This window comes from Winogradskyella marina (genome assembly GCF_015645385.1).
Lineage (GTDB): Bacteria > Bacteroidota > Bacteroidia > Flavobacteriales > Flavobacteriaceae > Winogradskyella > Winogradskyella marina.
On sequence record NZ_JADOET010000009.1, the window covers coordinates 124,014 to 144,170 of the forward strand.

Sequence of the window (20,157 nt, forward strand, 5' to 3'; positions counted from 1 at the left end):
TAATTTTAATGTTACTTTCTCAGGTTACCATTAGTGATTTTCTTAAACGTCACCAAACAGTGTATTGCCTTAAGCACTAATAGCATAAATCAAATAAAAAACCTCAAAGTCATTACAACCTTGAGGTTTTTCGTTTTTATAAAAATTAATATCTAGTATTTAATAATTATCTTCTTATTAAATACACTTGAATTTGTTTCCGCTTTTAAAATATAAGTGCCTTCAGAAATATGTTTCACAGGAATTTTAATCTCGTTAGACATTGGTAGATTGGTAGCATTCCAAGACGCTATAGTCTGACCAGCAACATTAATTAAGTAGAGTTGTTTAACCTCAACAGAAGGAGGTGTTTTTACAAAAATTTCATCCGTATCGTGTAAGTAGCGAACAGTAATATCTTTAAACTCTTCTTCAATAGTTGAAAGCACAGCATCTTCTTGGAAGACTAGGTAGAATCTATCGCTATAAGTTCCGGCGTCAATGTTTATTTGGAAGTTAACCTCATTAAATCTGGTATAAGTGCCTTCTACGGCATCAAAAATGTAGACATCAATAGCCTCATCGAAGTTTTCAAGTTCGGTAAGTCCTATTTCAACGTTTCCATTTTCAGCAATTACCATATCTAAAGGATATTCTTTAGTGTCATCAAATTCGCCAACACCTTGTATAACATATCTCTCACCTTCAATTAGGAATGATAAGTCACTAGGGTGTGCTTCTGAGTTAAGTGCATCAAACCCATAATCAAACGAATCCGTTGCTTCGTTATCTGATGTAAAAGCTAATAACAAAGGTCTGACAGCTCCTTCTGGCGTTGTAAAATTAATTCTTACACGTCTTATGATACTTTCTTCTTCAGTCGAAACACTGATATTATCATGTTCACTATTGCTAGGTCTATAAAATAATGATTCTCCAGAAGCTTCCGTTTTAAATAGTCGTTGACTGTTCTTAAACTTAACAATATTGCTATCCTGACCTGAGGCTGCATTAACAAAGAAGCCTTGAGCTACAGGAATATACCGATGCGGTATTATAGATGATGCATCTCCAACCGCTCCAATTCCAGGTGAAGCAACAGCTGCAATACCTCCGGATAGGTTGTACGTCGCGTAACCACCTTGATAATCTGCAAAAATATGCGTGTTATTAGTAGAGGCTTGTCTCCAAAAATAAAGCGAACCATCAATACTACCAGTTGTTCCTGGATTAGGGGTGTCAACATTATTAGGAATATTATCTCTTATAAATTCATTGGCATCAATTGCAGATGGATATGGGTTACCTACTAATGTCTGGTTAAGATCAGGGCTATTTTCAGTTACAGTCGCTGTGATATCACCATTATGTGGCAGGCCTCTAAAACTGTAATTATGTGTTCCTGATGCATTTCCTGGTCCAGGCCCTTTCATTATAAACCCTAAACCAGAATTAATAATACCTGTTTCTCCTTCTAATTTCCAATCAGACATTTCATCACCAAGTTCTTCTGAAAATGAATAAATCCAACGACGTGTAATCGAAACAGGGTTTCCTGGTGCACCATTATGGCCACCAATCCAATTAACACGTTGATCTCCATCATATAAAATATCATATAACCTATAAGTCCTTAATCCTCCATTAATTCCTGAAGTAACAGGACTTCCCCAATAGTTATAACTAAAGGTGTTGGATGTACCTTGTTGGTCACGTTCTAAATAACCAGTTCCAGTATAATCTACAATACTTCCTGTAGGTTGGATAAGTTGTGATTCTCCTTCTAAATCTAAGGTGCCATCTATTTTAAGATATTTGGAAACATTTAATTCTTGGTTATTATTAATAGTGTAAGTATTAGTATCTACAACTAAACCAAGAAGTGTTGTTGATCTGTTTCCAGAAGCTACATTATGTCCTATTCTAACAATATTCCAATCTATACCGCCTGTATTCGGAAGCATTTGGACATCATTATTTAACCAGGTACTCGGCGTATCCCAATTTCCGTTAGCTCTACTTATATATGGTAATGGTGCTGTTTCTGCTTGGCTTGTCGTCATATTCATTAACTGCCCATTAGTACCAACGTTAGCATTTAAAAATCCAAGACTAATATGTGTACCTTGATTCATTTGATAGTAGCCATCTAGGTCTGACCAATTTAAACCAGTCGTCACTTGTTGACCAGTAACACTACCAATAACACCTCCATTATTTTCAATTTCTTGATTCATCATAGTACGTATTTGATCTGCGCTTAAAGCGGTATTCCAAATGCGGACTTCATCCATCCAACCATTATAGTAGTTCGTAGGAGTGCTTGTTGCGTGTGCCATAGCACCTAATAGCATATCGGAACCATTTGAAGTAGGACCTGTAGCTGTCACGTCAGCTCTTTCAATACCATCTACATAAAGTGTGTATGTTCCGTCATAGGTAACAGCTATATGGTACCAACGGTCTGCTGTTATTCCATTTGCTGAAACACTTGTGCTATTATTAGCATTAAATGAAATGGTGCCATTTACTAAGCGCAAATCATAACCTGTTGTCATATCTCCAGTATCGCGTTTTGATAGTATCGTTTGAATACTTCCATTTATAGCGTTTGGCTTTACCCAAATTTCAAAACTAAAATTTCCTGAAATATCATAAGCATCACCAAAATTAACGTTGCTATTACTTGTTCCGTCAAAATCTATAAAATCGCCACAAAGAGGAAAATCAATGTTCTCAATAATTGCGGTATCTTGAGCACACGGTGCTGCATTATCCATGGTCCATGTAATTTCATAACTTGCACCACTTTCACCTGTAAAGGTGGCATTTGGATTTGTAATATCTGAGAAACTATAGGCATTTCCAGAAGGTATAGATACTGCCGACCACGTACCAGTTTCATTACCTTGTAATTGAATTGTTGTATCATTACAAGAAGTAATAGTTGTTAAGTTAGAGGCAACTGCATCAATAAATGGAATCACCGTTTTTGCAACTGTATTGCTAATTTCAGAACACGCAACTCCGTTTAGTGTTGAGGTTGTTATGACTTGATAAAACGTAGTGTCAGATAATACTGGCGGATCATATGTCGCACTAGTTGCTAAATTTATGTTTGTCCAAGGACCAGAAGCGCTTGGAGCACTTTGCCATTGGTAAGATAAAGTTCCACTTCCTGAAGCAGGTGTTGTTACTGTAAAAGCAGTAGGATCTTCTGTACTGCAAATGGTTTGATTACCTGCAATAGTTGAAGGTGAAATATCATTTACAAATACCACTAGAAAATTAGAGGTCGCTTCACAACCTGTGCCATTGACAGTGGCTGTAACCACACGTTGATAGTAAGTTGTTGTAGTTACTCCTCCTGGAACATTATAAGTTGCACTTGTAGCACCACCAATATTTATCCACGGTCCTGCCCCAGAAGTTGTACTACTTTGCCATTGGTAGGTAATACCTGTTCCTGTAGCAGGAGTAGATTCTGTAAAAGCAACGGGATCACCTCCAGAGCAAACTGTTCTGTTTTCTAAAATAGTACCAGCAGTTAAGCTGTTTACAATTACAGTTACGGCATTATCACTAACGGCTTCACATGCCTCGCCGTTTAAGGTAGAAATAGTGATTCTTTGATAATAAGATGTTTCCTCTAAGCCAGATGGAGGATTATAAGTTGCTCCATTGGCACTTGGAATATCTGTCCAAGGTCCAGATGTCCCTGTAGTACTTATTTGCCATTGGTAAGATAATGTGCCTGTGCCGGTCGCTGGAGTAATTACTGTAAATGCATCTGGGTTATCACCACATATAACTTGGTCATTTCCAATTTCGCCACCTGTAACTTTGTTAACATTAACAACGACACAGTTACTAACGTCAGTACAACTTTCACCATTGAGTGTTGATGTTGCTACACGTTGATAATAAGTAGTGTTGGTCAAGCCAGCAGGTGGATTGTAAGTTTCACTTGTAGCTCCAGAAATACTAACCCAAGTACCTCCACATCCTGTGGTATTTCTTTGCCATTGATAGCTAATCGTCCCACCTCCTGTAGCATTAGTTGTACTACTTAATACACTTGGGGTACCACCATCACAAATGGTTTGATCTCCAGCTATTGAACCTGAATCTATCTCATTGATCGTAACTTGTATTGGGGTAGAATTTACAGCATTACAAGTGACTCCATTAACGGTAGACGTCACTACTCTTTGATACCATGTGGTTTGCGTTATGGCAGGTGCATCATACGTTGGTGCTGTTGCACCCGAAATATCTGTCCAAGGTCCAATAGCACTTATTGTGCTATTCTGCCATTGGTATGATAAATTTAATCCCGTGGCTGCCGTTGTTTGTGTAAAGGCAACAGGATTTTCACCTGAACACAAGGTTTGGTCAGTCTCAAAATCTCCAGGATTAACTGTTGGTGCAACAGCAATAACAATTGTTATTGGTGTACCAGTACATCCATTAGAAGTTGGCGTAATAGTATAAGTAACATTTTGTATTGTACCGGTATTATTAACCAAATTATTTGCAATTGTATAGCTATTGGTGGGTGTGTTTATGTTGCCTGAGTTACCACTAGGAGGGCCTAATACATTTCCTGTATTATCTCTAGTCCATGAAAATTGCATATTAGCATCGGTGATATTACCATCAACCTCGATATCTGCACTTGTTCCACTACATATAGTAGAGAAAGGTGCATCTGCTGTGGCAATAGGAGTTGGCCTTATTGTCACATCAACATATTGAGGTGTTACACTACAAATAAAATCACCATTAAAAACATTATATACATTTGGGGTTATTTCAACTTGTGTTGTGATGGTAGAATTTGTATTATTGATAGTTGTTAAAGGGCCAATATCGGCATCAGAAATACTTGCTAAAAAAAGGAAAGTAGTGTTACCAATAGGTCCTCCTGACGGAGGGTCAATATAGTTAGGGTCAGCAACCCAAGTGTATCTAACTCTTGATGTTGGTAAGTGAATTGATGATATTTCTGGTTCAAATTCTTCATCAGGGCATAACAAAAATTCGTCATCAAAATCGAATGTAAAGCCTAAATCACCTACAACCTCAATAAAGATAGTATTACTAATAACACTACCACATACATTAGCTATAATAAGTCTGTAATAGGTGTTAGGGGTATCAGTATCTGTAAAAGGAGGAGTATAAGTTGTTGATGTCGCTCCTGCTATATCGAACCATGGACCACTATCATTTAGACTACTTTGCCACTGATATGTATTTGTACCTGAGCCTCCAGTTGAAGGGGTGGTCATAGTAAATTGACCAGGTGTAGAAAAAAGACAAACAGTTTGCGGATTTCCAATTACCGGAGCTGTTAAAGGCGCATAAACAGTCACTTCGGCCGTTGTAGTTGTACTACAGCCATTAGGCGCTGTTGCTGTTATAGTAAAAGTTGTTATTTGTGTGCTTGTTGTTTCATTTTGTAATGTGCCACTAATAATTGTTGTATTAGTGCCACTTGATGCAATGCCTTTGATGTTAGATGTATTATCCCTTGTCCAAGAATAGGTAGTGCCAGGAAAATTATTACTATTACTTAAATTAATATTAGTAATTGCAGTATTATCACATATAGTTTGTGCTGTTGGTGTAGCAACGATTTGAGGTGTTGGCTTTACGGTGACAGTAGCTATAGTTGTAGAACTACAACCATTAGCAGTAGCTGTTATAGTAAAGGTTGTGGTTTGATTTACATTTGTATGGTTTGTAAACGTTCCAGATATTGGTGAACCACTACCACTGTTTGGAATACCAGTTAAGTTCGTTGTATTGTTTCTCGTCCAACTAAACACAGTTCCAGAAACATTATTAGGATTTGTAATAACTATTGGAGATATTGAATCACCGCCACAAACGGTTTGAGAAACAATTGAAGCAGCAACAGTTGGTGTTGGATTAACGGTTATAGACGCTGTAGTTGTTGCGGATTCACATCCATTTGCATATGCTGTTATCGTAAATACTGTTGTTTGAGGACTATTAGTTGTATTTGTTAATCCGCCTGAGATTGGAGTTGCAAGTGCAATTCCAGTTCCGCTGTTCGGTATTCCAGTTACGTTAGAATCATTAGTTCTAGTCCAGCTGTAGGTCAAAGTTCCTGCAACAGCATTAGGGTTACTTATAACAATATCGGTAAAAGTGTCTCCAGAACATATATCTTGTGTGCTAGGTGTCGCAGCCACTGTAGGTGTAGGATCAACGGTAACGCTAATAGTAATTGGATCAGAAGTACAACCATTTTGTGACGTACCTGTTACAGTAAACGTTGTTGTTTGCGCAGTATTTGTACTATTTGATAAATTGCCAGATAGTGATGCACCCGATCCATTGGCAGTCATACCTGTAACATTGGCTGTGTTATCTCTAGTCCAGTTGTAATCAATAGTACCAGTAACACCACTTGTTTCAGAAAACACTATTGGTGTTATGCTTTCTCCAGGACAAATAGTTTGACTTGTAGATGTTGCGTCAATAATAGGTTTAGGATTTACCGTTACTACTACTACAAATGTAGATGCAGAACAGCCTCCGGTTGTAGCTGTAACATTATAAGATGCCGTTTGAGGACTGTTAGTTGGATTTATAAGTGTTTGACTAAAGTTTGCTTGTCCAGTTTCAACAGTAGCACCAGTTAGACCTCCTGTTACAGAAGGAAGTCCCCAAGAATAAGTAGTGCCTGGTGGTACTATATTACCTCCTCCATTAGCAGGGGATACGCTTGCTAAACCTTCGCTACAAGTGGTAGTAGTGTAGTTAATAGCAATAAACGGTGTAATATTTACGGTGATTGGAAGTGTTGAAATTGCCCCAACACCACAAGCGTTTGATCCTTGAACTGTAATATTTCCAGAGGACGCTGTAACATCAAAATCTACAATAATACTGTTAGTATTAGCACCACCAACTATGGTAGCACCTGTAGGTAATGTCCAAATATAACCTGTAGCATTCGCAATGGCAGGTACAGAATAAGTAACACCAGACTCAGCTTGACAAACCTCACTAGGTCCAGAAATTGTGCCTGCAGAAACAGGTAACGGATCTACCGTTACAATTATGGATTGACAAGATGTAGTATTACAATCGCCAGTATATCTAACAAAATATTCTGTAGTAACAATTGGAGAAACTGTTATACTATTTCCAGTGCCTTCAGCTGTTCCTCCACAAGAACCAGAAAACCATTCTGCTGTAGCACCTGTTCCAGCTAAGCCGCCATCTAATGTTAAGGTTGTAGAATCCGTTTCACAAATTGTTGAGGTTCCTAAAATACTTGTGGGCATTTCAGAAGGAATATTAACGGTAACATTATAATTTGCCGATATAACACCAGAGCCGCAAGCATTGGTTCCCGAAACAGTTATAGTTCCGGATGTTGCAATGGACGAAAAATCAACGGTAATATTTTCAGTATTTGAGCCAGACACTATTGTAGCACCTGTAGGTAATGTCCAAGTATAACCCGTAGCATTCGCAATAGTAGGAACAGAAAATGAAACTCCAGTATCTCCTTGGCATACTATGGCAGAACCAGTAATTGAACCTGCCGCATCTGGTAAGGGATTTATGGTTACACCAAAATCAGAGCTAGCTCCGTTACCACAAGTATTGGTGCCTTGTACACTAACATTACCTGAGATTGCAGATGTCCCAAAATCTACTGTAATACTATTGGTCCCAGCGCCACTTGCTATTGTTGCACCTGTTGGGACTGACCACGTATAGCTGGTAGCATTTGTAATTGCAGGTACTGAAAATGCGACACCAGTTTCCCCCTGACAAACTGTGTTTGTTCCCGAAATGGCTCCTGCAGCAATAGGAAGGGGATTCACCGTTACGGTTACAGAAGTACAAGTTGTTGTATTACACGTGCCTTCATATCTAACATAATATGTAGTGTCTGTGGTTGGAGAAACAGTTATTTGACTTCCTGTTCCTATAAAAGTACCACCACAAGACCCTGTATACCATTCAGTGCTTGCACCTGTGCCTATGGTTCCTCCATTAGCAAAAAGTGTCGTAGATACTCCTTCACAAATAGTTGATGCCCCACTTATGCTAGTCGGAGCTATTGAGAGTCTATTTATAGTTACAGGATAAAATGCACTAGGACTAGCTCCGCAAGCGTTTATTCCATAAACTTCTATTGAGCCTGAAACAGAAGTGGCTGAGAAGTCAACAGTAATACTTTCTGTATTAGCACCAGAAGCAATAGTTGCTCCTAAAGGAAGTGTCCAATTATAACTTGTTGCATTGGCAATAGGTGGAATAGAAAATGAAACACCTGTATCTCCTTGGCATACCGTATCAGTACCAGATACACTACCTGGCGAATTGGGTAAATTATTTACAGTTACTGGGTAACTAGAGGCTGTACCATTACCACAAGAATTGTTTCCCACAACAGTTATGTTTCCAGAAGTTGCAGATGCAGAAAAGTTAACAGTAATATTTCGGGTTCCAGCTCCAGAAGCAATAGTAGCACCCGTAGGTAATGACCAATTATAACTTGTTGCATTTGCAATTGCAGGTACTGAATAAGCAACTCCTGTTTGTCCTTGGCAGACTGTTGGTGTTCCTGCAATTGTGCCTGCAGCTGCTACAGGATTTTCAACGGTTACTGTAACCTGTGCACATGTTGTAGTACTACAATCTCCTTCATATCTAACGAAATAAGTGGTGTCTGTTGTTGGGGAAACCGTTATACTACCGCCAGTCCCTAAATATGTTCCACCACATGTCCCTGAATACCATTCGGCAGTTGCATACATTCCTAGGCTACCGCCACTTCTTGTTAAAGTTGTAGAATTACCATTACAAATGGTAGTTGAACCCGATATGCCAGTTGGTGCTGTGGGATGAGTTTTTACAATAAATAAGGATCCGTCCACAAATGTGCCTGCAGGAGTGGTTACGGATAAAGGACCTGAAGTTGCTCCATTTGGGAATGTCGCCGTTATTTGAGTATCACTATCCACGGTGAATACAGCAGGTGTACCATTAAAATAAAAATCCGTAGCTCCTGTAAAATTTGTACCAGATACTACGATAGATGCTCCAGAATCTACACAGGTCCATCCAGGGTTAATTGTAGTAATATCTGCGGGTAAAGCAATCGTATAAGTAATAATTACCCGCCCATTGGCGCCTCTACCTCCAGCATAAGAAGTAGTGCCAAAAAAACCCCGACGTGCTTCGCCGCCGCCGCCGCCGCCGCCAGGCGGATTTCCAGGAGTACCTTCGCCATTTCTGCTTCCATTTCCGCCAGCTCCTCCATTCGCACCATCACCACCATCACCTCCAGTACCATTTCCTCCATTATGTTCGCCATTTTGACCAGTTGTATTTATTGTACCACCCGTAGCATTACCACCAGCTCCTCCACCAGAAGTGTTACTATTATTGTTGCTATTTCCACCATTTCCACCATTGGCAGTCAAAGTTGCATTTGCATGTATTAATGTTGAATCCCCACCAGCCGTGCCATTACCAGTTGAGCTATCACCTCCAGCGCCTACAGTATAAATTATGTCGTCACCTGGATTTACGGCAAATTCAAGTGTGGTATAACCACCACCACCACCACCAGATCCTTCTCTGCTATTCTGTGTAGAACCACCACCACCACCACCAGCACCCCATATTTCTACGGTAGCGGAAATTGCACCGGCAGGAGCAGTACTTGTATTGGCACCAGCCACACTTGTATTTACATCTTGCCCATACGAATTAGTAAGAAATAAAGCAGCAGTAATAATAGTTAAAAAGTTAAGGTAATAATTTTTCATAATAGCAAGTAATTATAGTCTTTGGACCTTTGTGTTTAATGAAATGTAGGTTTAAAATAAATGCACTTTTCAGTTTTTGAGGCTGCCCAAATATAGAACGATAAAATTAAAAACCAAACAAAAACATCGATAAAATGTAATAAACATCGTCAAACTGTTGTTTTTTGTCGTAAAACAGTGTCATTTTGTTAATTAATTCTGTGCTGTTTTTAGTGTTTTTATCGTCAGTATTTCTATTAATTTCATTTATTCAAGGGGGTGTAATATTGTTTTTAAACAATTATTCTTTATTTTATTAAAGCTTAGGGATAACACTTAAATAAATAAAAAAATAGATGTATCTAAAAGAGATAAATCATTACTGGCTCAAACCATAAAAATTAATCAAATAAGGGTATAAAAAAATATCAATAGCTTATGTATCAGTATAGGGCTACTGTAATTACTATTAATAATATAAGGGATGCTTCAAATATAAAATTTAATTTCTTTAGTTGCGTATATTGTCGTTAACTAGCAAAAAAAGACTTTAAAAGTTACATGAGAACACTATGACTGGTGGACGATAACTAGCATTACGATGTGTTTTAACTTTTAGGATGGTTATTATGTTCTAATCTAAAATAACACGAAATCGCTTTTTATTTTGCCATTTATGATCTTCAATGTTGCACACCTGTCTTATGATGTTGCACTCGAGATAAACCAGAAAATGTATTGTTATGCCTATGTAGGCTGGCAAACCTTTGGGTTCAGTGAAGCTAATCCACTTCCGTAATTTGTATCATAATTTTAAGAAATGTATACTCCGTTGATACTCCGTATGTAATTTATGCGCTGTTAGGGTTGGTGTTTTTTTTACTAATTTTAAAATGCATTATAGCTTGTGGATTCCTGCCTACGCAGGAATGATAAACGGCACTGCTTCATTTTAGTCTTAATTTTCTTTTCCGATGGTCGTGGTTTTACCGACGATTGTAATCGTTTTAAACTTAGTTAACTATTAAAATTTGTAATCAACCAATAGTAATGGTTTTTACAAACATCGCCAATCAAGTTAATTCTTTTGTCATCAAAACAGTCATTCGACTGGATTTAAGATAAACTTTGGCAAGAGTCAATAAAAAACGGCCTGAAAAATAATTTTCCAGACCGTTCTATTCAATTTATGGTGCTTCTAACTTCGTTGTGTATTGTAAGAACTAATGATATCTTTTAGTTTTAACTTTAGATCTTCACCAGTGTCATAGACCATTTGTTCATCACTCGGAAATTGTAGTTGCCTTTGACTGACTAAGATTCTATCATCTTTATTTAAAGCACGTTTATCACCTTTATAACGTGCAAATACATTTTCAAAAACAAAACCACTATCTATAGTAAACGTATCTATAATTTGGTTCTGCTTTAAATCCGTATAAACAACATTTGCAATAACTTGAGAAGATTTAGTTTGTACAATTTCCGTAAGTCGCGCTTTTACGTTTATAATTTTATCAACTTTAATGTCGTTACCAAGGCTGTCTTTTCTAACATTTCCTGCACGATCTAATTCATATTCCCAACCATCAATAACTTCTTGTTCGCGCACTATTTGACGTTCGTTAATACGTTCTGGTGAAATGTTTATTTGCTTTAATTGCAACTGCATGGCATAATCGTAATTGATAGTTTCTACCGCATTAGAATGGTAGCTTGTCCAAAACTGATTTAAGCCATACGTATTAAAATCTAACAAATCTGCCTCTAACTGCTGCGGAATAATTTGGTTAGTTTCATTAACTATAGACACATTTATGTAATCTGTTCCTTTTTGGTGTGCCTCTGTCATTAGACTTCTGGTCTCTTCAAAATTTGGATTAATTTGTTCTATATAACTAAAGATATCATAAGCTTCACGTGCATTATACTTGTCTTTAGAATCTAAAAGCGCAATACCTTGTCCGATTAAGTAATCTGAAGTTTTGTATCTGTAATCTATAATCTCATCACTGTAATCATTAAATTTTAACTGTAATGTTTTTCCGTTGATCTGCAAAGGTAGAACACGTTTTATGGCGTTTTGTCTGTTTTCTAAATCAATATAGGTATCATAGATAGTTTTGTATTGTTCAGGATTACCATCTTTTTTAAGGTGTGAAATCGTCTGAAGATCTTGATCTAAAACTTTATAATACGCTTCTTCCAGCATCACAATATAATCTTGCTTGCGGTTTTTATCCTTATTATTTTGTAATTTTTCTAAAGCCTCTGAAATAGCATGGTCGTAATTTCCATGACTAATAGCGGTTTCAATTTGTTTTTTGGCACTACAAGATACGAGTACCGAAACGAGAACTGTTAATAGTAGAAATCTTTTCATAATCTTGTGTTTTTTTAGTGAGACTTTATTTTACAAACCTCTTTTTTTGAGGTGAAGTAAAATGTTTAGTTGAACTTATCCCAATTTTAAATTGGGAACGCATTTGTTTTAGCATTTCCAATTATAATGCCAAAGTTAAAAACTTTTGTTAAATCACATGGTTTTTAAAGCATTAGAAAAACGACCAAGACAACTTTTTTAATAAGACTCTTGATGCTAAATTATTACCGTGAATTTCATATAAAATAAAAGACTGCTAATTTTTAATAGAAATTCCGCTGGAGTAAAACAATAGCATAATTCCTAAGATATCACTCCTCTGGAGTTTAAGTTTACCTCAAACAGTTTTATTATTAATATTTGGCTCCTCTGGAGCTTTAAATACGACAAATTTGAATTCAGGTTATTGATTTAAAAACAATTTCAGTTAATCATGTCGGAGATGAGAGAAGTAACTTTAGTATAGCCATAGCGTAGCGATACATTAATAACAGAAAACTACCATATTATTATAGATGCTCCATAGGAGCGAACTATAATTTATACTTTAAAAAAAACATTCGAATTCCGGGTTATTAAATATTCTAAAACAATAAACTACTTACAGATTTTCAAGAGGGTTTTGAAGCAAAAAAGAATGCCAATTAACATATAATATAGCAGGTGTTGAATACAGAATAACATAAATACAGATTTAATATAACTGACGATTAGAATATATTTTCGTTCCTTTGCAAATCAATAAAAAACGCATGTTTTATACAGAAAACGGTTGTTTTCACCCTTTAGCAATTAAGCCTTCGGAATCGCTTCCGGAGCAATTTACGTTTCCGTTTTATTACACACCACATCCACTTTGTATTGTGGCTGCAGAAGAGCTAAAAACCTACCTAAAAACTCAAACAGATTTTGAACATAATTTTGGTTTAGATAACACTAAAGAAGGTTTAGAAATCGGAAAAATGTTTGGTGTGATGATTGTTAAAACAGTTGAAGGACAACTCGGTTATATTGCAGCGTTCTCTGGAAAAATAGCAGAGCGTAACCATATAGAAGGATTTGTGCCACCAATTTTTGATACCTTAGACAAAAACGGATTCTACAAACAGAATGAAGCCCATTTAAATAGGCTTACAGCACAAATTGAAAGCTTAGAACAACAGCCTGCATTAGAAAAAGCCAAAATAGATTTAAAGCAAACGCAACTAGAGTCGGTTAAAACACTTGATGATTTTAAAAGAAATTCAAAAGCAGAAAAGTTAAAACGAAAACAACGTCGAATAGACGCAGAGAACCAGCTCAATGCAACTGATAAAGCCTTGCTTTTTGAAACATTGAAACAACAAAGTATTCAAAATAATATTGACTTAAAATATTTAAAATTAAAGCTTGCTGACAATGTTAAAACGGCCGAAGCTCATTTAGCAGAATTACTGCAACCTATAAAAAAATTAAAACAAGAACGAAAATCACGGTCCGCACGTTTACAAAAGCAAATCCATGAGCAGTATCGGTTTTTAAATGCGAAAGGTGAAACAAAAGATGTCATAGCTATTTTTGAGACCACAGATTTAGGACAGCCACCAGCTGCTGCGGGCGAATGTGCTGCGCCTAAACTATTTCAGTATGCTTATGAAAACAAATTAAAACCCATTGCAATGGCTGAGTTTTGGTGGGGAATTTCACCAAATACAGAAGTGCGTCGTCATGGACAATTTTATCCGTCGTGTCGTGGGCGTTGCGAGCCTATTTTGGGTCATATGATGCAAGGTTTAAATGTAGAGCCTAATCCCATTGAAACTGCCGGAGTTTTTAAAGGTGAATTAGAAATAATTTATGAAGATGATGCCCTTTTAGTACTCAATAAACCACACGAATTTTTATCTGTACCTGGCAAAACCATTAAAGATTCCGTTTTAACCAGAATGCAAGCGTATTTGCCAGATGCAACAGGACCTTTGTTGTTACATCGTTTAGATATGTCGACCTCTGGTTTGTTGGTCGTTGCTAAAAATGAAAGAACGCATAAGCATCTGCAAAAACAGTTTATTAATCGAACGGTTAAAAAACGCTATGTGGCTGTTTTAGATGGAGTTTTAGAGGCAACGGAAGGTATTATTGATCTACCACTTCGCGTAGATTTAAACAATAGACCACGACAGTTGGTTTGTGATGAGCATGGTAAAAAAGCAACGACAAAGTACGAAGTTGTTGCCGTTAAAGATAACAAAACCCGAATTCATTTTTATCCAATTTCAGGCAGAACCCATCAATTACGTGTTCACGCAGCGCATCGCAAAGGGCTAAATACACCTATTGTTGGTGACGATTTATATGGTAGGCTTGCCAACCGATTACACCTTCATGCAGAATATTTAAGTTTTGAACACCCTATAGAACGAAAATGGGTTAGTTTTAGTTGCGATGCACCATTTTAGAGAAGAGAAAGGATTTTAAAAAGTAACTCACAATGTCTAAAAGAGCAAAATAAATCTGAAATTAAAAGAGTAGATTTCGATTTTAAGTCTGCTTTAATTTATTCAATTGGCTTTACTATAAAAGCTATTGCAAACCACAAATTTTATCCTAACTTTGTAAGCCAACAATGCTTGGGAATTTTATGAGTCACAAAGTACTACTTAACTCTAAAGAAGTCAATATTATCCTTCATAGATTGGCTTGTCAACTCATTGAGAATCATGATGATTTCTCTGAAACCGTCTTAATCGGAATTCAGCCAAGAGGAAAATATTTAGCGGATAGATTAGCGCAAATTCTTACTGAAGATTATAAGATTAAGAACATTCAACTTGGGCATTTAGATATCACTTTTTTTAGAGACGACTTTAGAAGAGGAGATAAACCATTAGAAGCCAATACCACTAGTATAGATTTTATTGTAGAAGACAAAAACGTTGTTTTTATCGACGATGTTTTATATACAGGTCGTAGTATTAGATCTGCACTAACTGCAATTCAATCTTTTGGACGACCGAAAGACATCGAATTATTAACCTTAATCGATAGACGCTTTAGCAGACATTTACCAATTCAGCCTAATTATAGAGGAAGACAAGTTGATGCCATTGATAAGCAAAAGGTTATAGTGAAGTGGGTTGAAAATGAAGGCGAAGATGCTGTGTATTTGGTGGATAAATAAGAAAATATGAAGTTGAACTTGAAATTGAAGTTGAACTTGAAAAAACAAAATATATAAAGTGAATTTGCTAAAGGCGACAAGCTAATAGCTAAAAGCGAATAAAAGATGAGCGAATTAAGTGTCAATCACTTATTAGGAATTAAATATCTGAACAAACAAGATATTGACCTTATTTTTGAAACTGCAGATCAGTTTAAAGAAGTGATAAATAGGCCTATTAAAAAAGTGCCATCGCTTAGAGATATCACTATTGCAAATCTATTTTTTGAAAACTCTACACGTACCAAATTATCTTTTGAGTTAGCAGAAAAACGATTGTCTGCGGATGTTATTAATTTTTCGGCATCGCAATCGTCCGTTAAAAAAGGCGAAACATTAATAGATACGGTTAATAATATCTTATCGATGAAAGTGGATATGGTGGTAATGCGTCATCCTAATCCAGGAGCAGGTGTGTTTCTTTCAAAACATGTTAACGCAAGTATTATTAATGCAGGAGATGGTGCACATGAGCATCCAACACAAGCCTTATTAGATTCGTATTCCATTAGAGAAAAATTGGGTAGTGTAAAGGGAAAAAATGTAGTTATTGTTGGTGATATTTTACATAGTCGTGTTGCACTTTCAAATATATATGCTTTACAATTACAAGGTGCTAATGTTATGGTTTGTGGACCAAAAACTTTATTGCCAAAATACATTAAAGATTTAGGCGTAAAAGTAGAAACCAACTTAAAAAAAGCACTTCAATGGTGCGATGTTGCTAATATGCTCAGAGTTCAGAATGAGCGCATGGATATTAGTTATTTTCCTTCAACAAGAGAATACACACAACAATTCGGAGTTAATAAAGAACTATTAGATAGCTTAGATAAAGAGATTGTAATTATGCATCCTGGACCAATAAATAGAGGTGTAGAAATTACTAGTGATGTTGCCGATTCTAAGCAAGCCATTATCTTAAATCAAGTAGAAAATGGCGTTGCAGTTAGGATGGCAGTAATTTATTTGTTAGCTTCTAAAATTAAACAATAAGATATGATTATAGATAAAAACGGTAACACAACCATAATTACGCAAGAACAGATTTCAATTGTTGAATTAGTAAAAAAAATTGAAGCCGATTACGAGACCTATAAAAACACACATCTTGTCGTTAACCTGACGAGCTTAAGTCAAATTTCAAAAGAAGAGATTGTTGAGTTTTTACGTGTGAATAAAACGCATCGTAATGATAATAAATCATTTGTATTGGTTTCTGGTAAAGTAGATTTAAACGAGGTACCAGATGAAATCGCTGTTGTACCAACCTTGCAAGAAGCTTTCGATATTATTGAAATGGAAGATATTGAGCGCGATTTAGACTTCTAAAAAAAAATGTTTGTTGTTTAGTTGTTTGTCGTATAGTTGTTTCGACTTAGCAACAAACAACTCAACGACTAACAGAAACTAATGAAATTAACAATTCTCGGCTGTCACAGTGCAACACCAAGCATTAATGCGAATCCTACGGCTCAAGTTTTAGAGATTAAAAACAATATGTTTTTAATAGATTGTGGTGAAGGAACGCAAGTAGAGCTAAGACGAAATAAGATTAAGTTTTCGAGAATTAAGCATATTTTTATTTCTCACCTTCATGGCGACCATTACTTTGGACTCGTAGGTTTGGTAAACACATTTAGCCTTTTAACACGCGAAACAGAACTTCATATTTATGCACCAAAAGGCTTAAAGGAAGTGATATTGCTTCAAATGAAATTATCTGCGAGTTGGACACAGTATCCGTTAATTTTTCATGAATTGAGTTCTGACGCATCAGAATTAATTTACGAAGACGATAAAGTTGAGGTTTATACCATTCCATTAAAACACAGAGTTTATACTAATGGATTTCTTTTTAAAGAGAAGGAAAATGAACGAAAAATAGATATTAATTTAGTTACTGAAGCTAATATCGATAAAGCGTATTTCAGAAAATTAAAACAAGGCTTCGATGTAGAAAATGAAGATGGTGTTTTAATTAATAACAAAAAAGTAACTAAAGATCCTAAGCCTGCAAAAAGTTATGCGTATTGTAGCGATACTATTTATAATGAAGATATAATTCCTATAATAAAAGACTCAACTGTTTTATATCACGAATCGACATTTTTAGATAAAAACGAAGCGCTTTGCATTCCAACAAAACACAGTACAGCAAAACAAGCAGCAACTATAGCCAAGAAAGCCAATGTTGAAACCTTAATTTTAGGACATTATTCTACCCGTTATAATGGTTATAATGATTTTAAAACTGAAGCGAAAACTGTTTTTAATAATGTGTTATTATCTAAAGATGGTAAGACTTTTAATTTTGATTAGCCTCAGTTTTAAATTCTTTTAAATTCATTATCCACTCAATAGCTTCTTCTAAATTACTACAACGTTTTAGGCTTTTTTCAAAAAATTGTTTCTCTAAAGAGGCATTGAGGTAACTAAAGTCTGAGTATGTCACAATAGCAGAAGCAATAAATATATCATAATCACTATTAAATTCTTTCCAAAGCTGTGGATCAAATGAATACGAGTTATAGCGGTTAGCAATATAACCTAATTTAGCATCTTTAGTAATGTAATCACTAAATTTTGAAATTAATTCACTAGCAATATGATAATCTACGTGAGTACCTTCGTTAAATTCAGATAGTATAAATTGTTTGGTCTTGAAAATGGTGCCAAAGGAAAATTCTACTTTTTTATATTCTAATTCCTTAGAATAATTACTGTTTTCAAACTTCATTTATATATTTTAATCCTTAAATTTATAGTGAAAATTGTTATTGAAAAAATTAAAGAAGCAAAAAGCTAAAATTAGTATATAATGAATGCAGACTTAGGTGATTATAGAAAGTCCTACGAAAAAGGAGAATTGTTATTAAGTAACGTTCCAGAAAATCCTATTGAATTATTCCGAAATTGGTTTATAGAAGTTGATACATATTTTAATGTTGAAGAAACTAACGCCATGACAATTTCTACCATTGGCTTAGATGGATATCCAAAGAGTAGAGTAGTGCTGCTTAAAAAATATACGCACGAAGGTTTTATTTTTTACACCAATTATGATAGTGAAAAAGGAAAAGCCATATTAGAAAACCCAAATGTGTGTTTATCATTTTTTTGGCATTCGGCAGAACGACAAATTATAATTAAAGGTAAGGCTGAAAAGATTTCAGAAAACTTAAGTGATGGGTATTTTGAATCGCGACCAAGAGGAAGTCAGTTAGGAGCTGTTGTGTCTAATCAAAGTGAAGTGGTAGAGAACAGAGAAGCATTAGAAACAAAACTCAAAGATTTAGAACTGAAATGTGAAGGTAAAGCGATAGAGCGCCCTAAAAATTGGGGTGGTTTTATGATTAAACCTGTAGAACTAGAGTTCTGGCAAGGTAGACCCAACCGACTTCACGATAGAATCCGCTACCAACTTCAAGAGGATTACAATTGGAAAATTGAACGTTTGGCTCCGTAGTTTTAATCGTCTTTGCATGAATTTTTGAGTTGTGTTCTTATCAATTTACTTAATAACTTAATTTTTGTTTAATCTTTAAATTGAGTCGTTGAGTTGTTGCGTAATTTGTACTAGCCGTTATGACCTAAAATCACATCATAACTTAATGCTTAATTATCCATTTATTCATCACTTTAAAATACCGATTAAATGCATTTATCGGATGATGAAAAGCGCAATTTTACATTTTAATAGTGTGTTTTACCGATGATTTACATAAAATACCGACAAAATGTATGTATTTCATCGAATATTTAAAGATTTTCTTTTTTATTAAAAAGTAGGTGTCTAATTTAGAACTCCCAAACCTAATTAACCTACATTATGAAAGCAGTTAAACTCCTACCAATTATTGCTCTTATTGCCCTTTTTAGTTTTACTTCTTGTGCTAAAGATACTATAGAAGAAGACGTTGCAAACTCAATTGAAGTCCCAGTTGCACCTATAGCCAAAACAATAGAAATCGAAATTATGGAACTCATTAATGACTATAGAATTAATGAAGGTTTAAATCCATTACATAATCATGAAACGGTTAAAGCTGTGGCATTTACACATACAGATTACATGATTGAAGCTAATAGTGTTTCTCACGATAACTTCTTTTTAAGAAAGCAAAGTTTACAAGCTAATGCAGATGCCTATGTGGTAACAGAAAATGTGGCTTATGGCTTTAGTTCAGCTGAGGCTGTTGTAAATGCATGGTTAGCTAGTCCGAGTCATAAGGACAATATTGATGGCGATTATACAGATTTTGATGTTTCTGCAGAGCAGAACAGTGCAGGAAAGTGGTATTTTACTAATATATTTATTAAGCGATAATTAGTAGCTTATTTTTTACGATCTATTTAAAGGTTTAGAATTCTTCAATGCCATTAAATATTTATACGTATTAAAAACCAATGAGAGCATTGGGTCTTTTTAAATTCTCTGAGAAATCGCAGCATTGAGAATAACATCAATGCCTAAAAATAAAATGCAAAAGCTAGTCGGTAAGGCTAGCTTTTTTTGTAAACCACTTTAACTTTTATTAAGAGGTTTTATTGTTAAAAAGAACAGACTCAGGGCATACTTGTTTTCTGTTCCTAGTGGAAAGAGTAACATTATGCTGTTCATATATTTTGCTTTTATTTAAAACTAAAACTTCAATGAGGTTGTCAATTTTAGGTAATAACTGAAAGTTTTAAGCGATGCTCATTTCCAGACATAAATTGCCGTAACAGAATGCTTTGATGTTTATAACCTATTAAAGACACCACTAATGTATCGTGTATTAAAG

General features: G+C 35.5%; 10 protein-coding genes. 7 read left to right on the forward strand and 3 right to left on the reverse strand.

Going from position 1 to position 20,157, the window contains the following annotated elements:
- Window positions 1-152: 152 nt before the first annotated feature.
- Together ITJ86_RS11705 and ITJ86_RS11710 are read right to left on the reverse strand one after the other, a co-directional pair.
- The gene (locus tag ITJ86_RS11705) at window positions 153-9,809 is read right to left on the reverse strand and encodes an Ig-like domain-containing protein (protein WP_195871823.1); all 9,657 of its coding nucleotides are present in this window, start codon (window positions 9,807-9,809) and stop codon (window positions 153-155) included.
- A gap of 1,177 nt (window positions 9,810-10,986) precedes the next feature.
- Complete coding sequence (locus ITJ86_RS11710; protein WP_230080287.1) at window positions 10,987-12,171, reverse strand: hypothetical protein; 1,185 nt, start codon at window positions 12,169-12,171, stop codon at window positions 10,987-10,989.
- A 752-nt stretch (window positions 12,172-12,923) separates the two neighbouring features.
- Here ITJ86_RS11710 and ITJ86_RS11715 point away from each other — a divergent pair.
- The 5 genes from ITJ86_RS11715 to ITJ86_RS11735 all read left to right on the forward strand — a co-directional run bounded on the left by ITJ86_RS11715 (window position 12,924) and on the right by ITJ86_RS11735 (window position 17,692).
- Complete coding sequence (locus ITJ86_RS11715) at window positions 12,924-14,609, forward strand: RluA family pseudouridine synthase (protein ID WP_195871824.1); 1,686 nt, start codon at window positions 12,924-12,926, stop codon at window positions 14,607-14,609.
- Between the two features lie 182 nt (window positions 14,610-14,791).
- Window positions 14,792-15,331 carry a bifunctional pyr operon transcriptional regulator/uracil phosphoribosyltransferase PyrR gene (gene pyrR / locus ITJ86_RS11720; protein ID WP_195871825.1) on the forward strand — a complete coding sequence of 180 codons (540 nt, stop codon included), beginning with the start codon at window positions 14,792-14,794 and terminating at the stop codon, window positions 15,329-15,331.
- Between the two features lie 105 nt (window positions 15,332-15,436).
- Complete coding sequence (locus tag ITJ86_RS11725) at window positions 15,437-16,366, forward strand: aspartate carbamoyltransferase catalytic subunit (protein ID WP_195871826.1); 930 nt, start codon at window positions 15,437-15,439, stop codon at window positions 16,364-16,366.
- Window positions 16,367-16,369: 3 nt separating this feature from the next.
- Window positions 16,370-16,702 (forward strand): ribonuclease Z, encoded by a 333-nt coding sequence (locus tag ITJ86_RS11730; protein WP_195871827.1) that lies wholly within the window; start codon window positions 16,370-16,372, stop codon window positions 16,700-16,702.
- 81 nt (window positions 16,703-16,783) lie between these two features.
- The gene (locus tag ITJ86_RS11735; RefSeq protein WP_195871828.1) at window positions 16,784-17,692 is read left to right on the forward strand and encodes a ribonuclease Z; all 909 of its coding nucleotides are present in this window, start codon (window positions 16,784-16,786) and stop codon (window positions 17,690-17,692) included.
- On the opposite strand, the gene ITJ86_RS11740 is transcribed toward ITJ86_RS11735, so the two are convergent.
- Complete coding sequence (locus tag ITJ86_RS11740) at window positions 17,679-18,110, reverse strand: hypothetical protein (protein ID WP_195871829.1); 432 nt, start codon at window positions 18,108-18,110, stop codon at window positions 17,679-17,681. The two genes, ITJ86_RS11735 and ITJ86_RS11740, sit on opposite strands and share 14 nt — an antisense overlap.
- A gap of 81 nt (window positions 18,111-18,191) precedes the next feature.
- Here ITJ86_RS11740 and pdxH point away from each other — a divergent pair, with 81 nt between their 5' ends.
- On the forward strand, window positions 18,192-18,839 hold the full coding sequence (gene pdxH, locus ITJ86_RS11745; RefSeq protein WP_195871830.1) for a pyridoxamine 5'-phosphate oxidase: 648 nt from the start codon (window positions 18,192-18,194) through the stop codon (window positions 18,837-18,839).
- A 363-nt stretch (window positions 18,840-19,202) separates the two neighbouring features.
- Window positions 19,203-19,700 carry a CAP domain-containing protein gene (locus tag ITJ86_RS11750; RefSeq protein WP_195871831.1) on the forward strand — a complete coding sequence of 166 codons (498 nt, stop codon included), beginning with the start codon at window positions 19,203-19,205 and terminating at the stop codon, window positions 19,698-19,700.
- Window positions 19,701-20,157 lie beyond the last annotated feature (457 nt).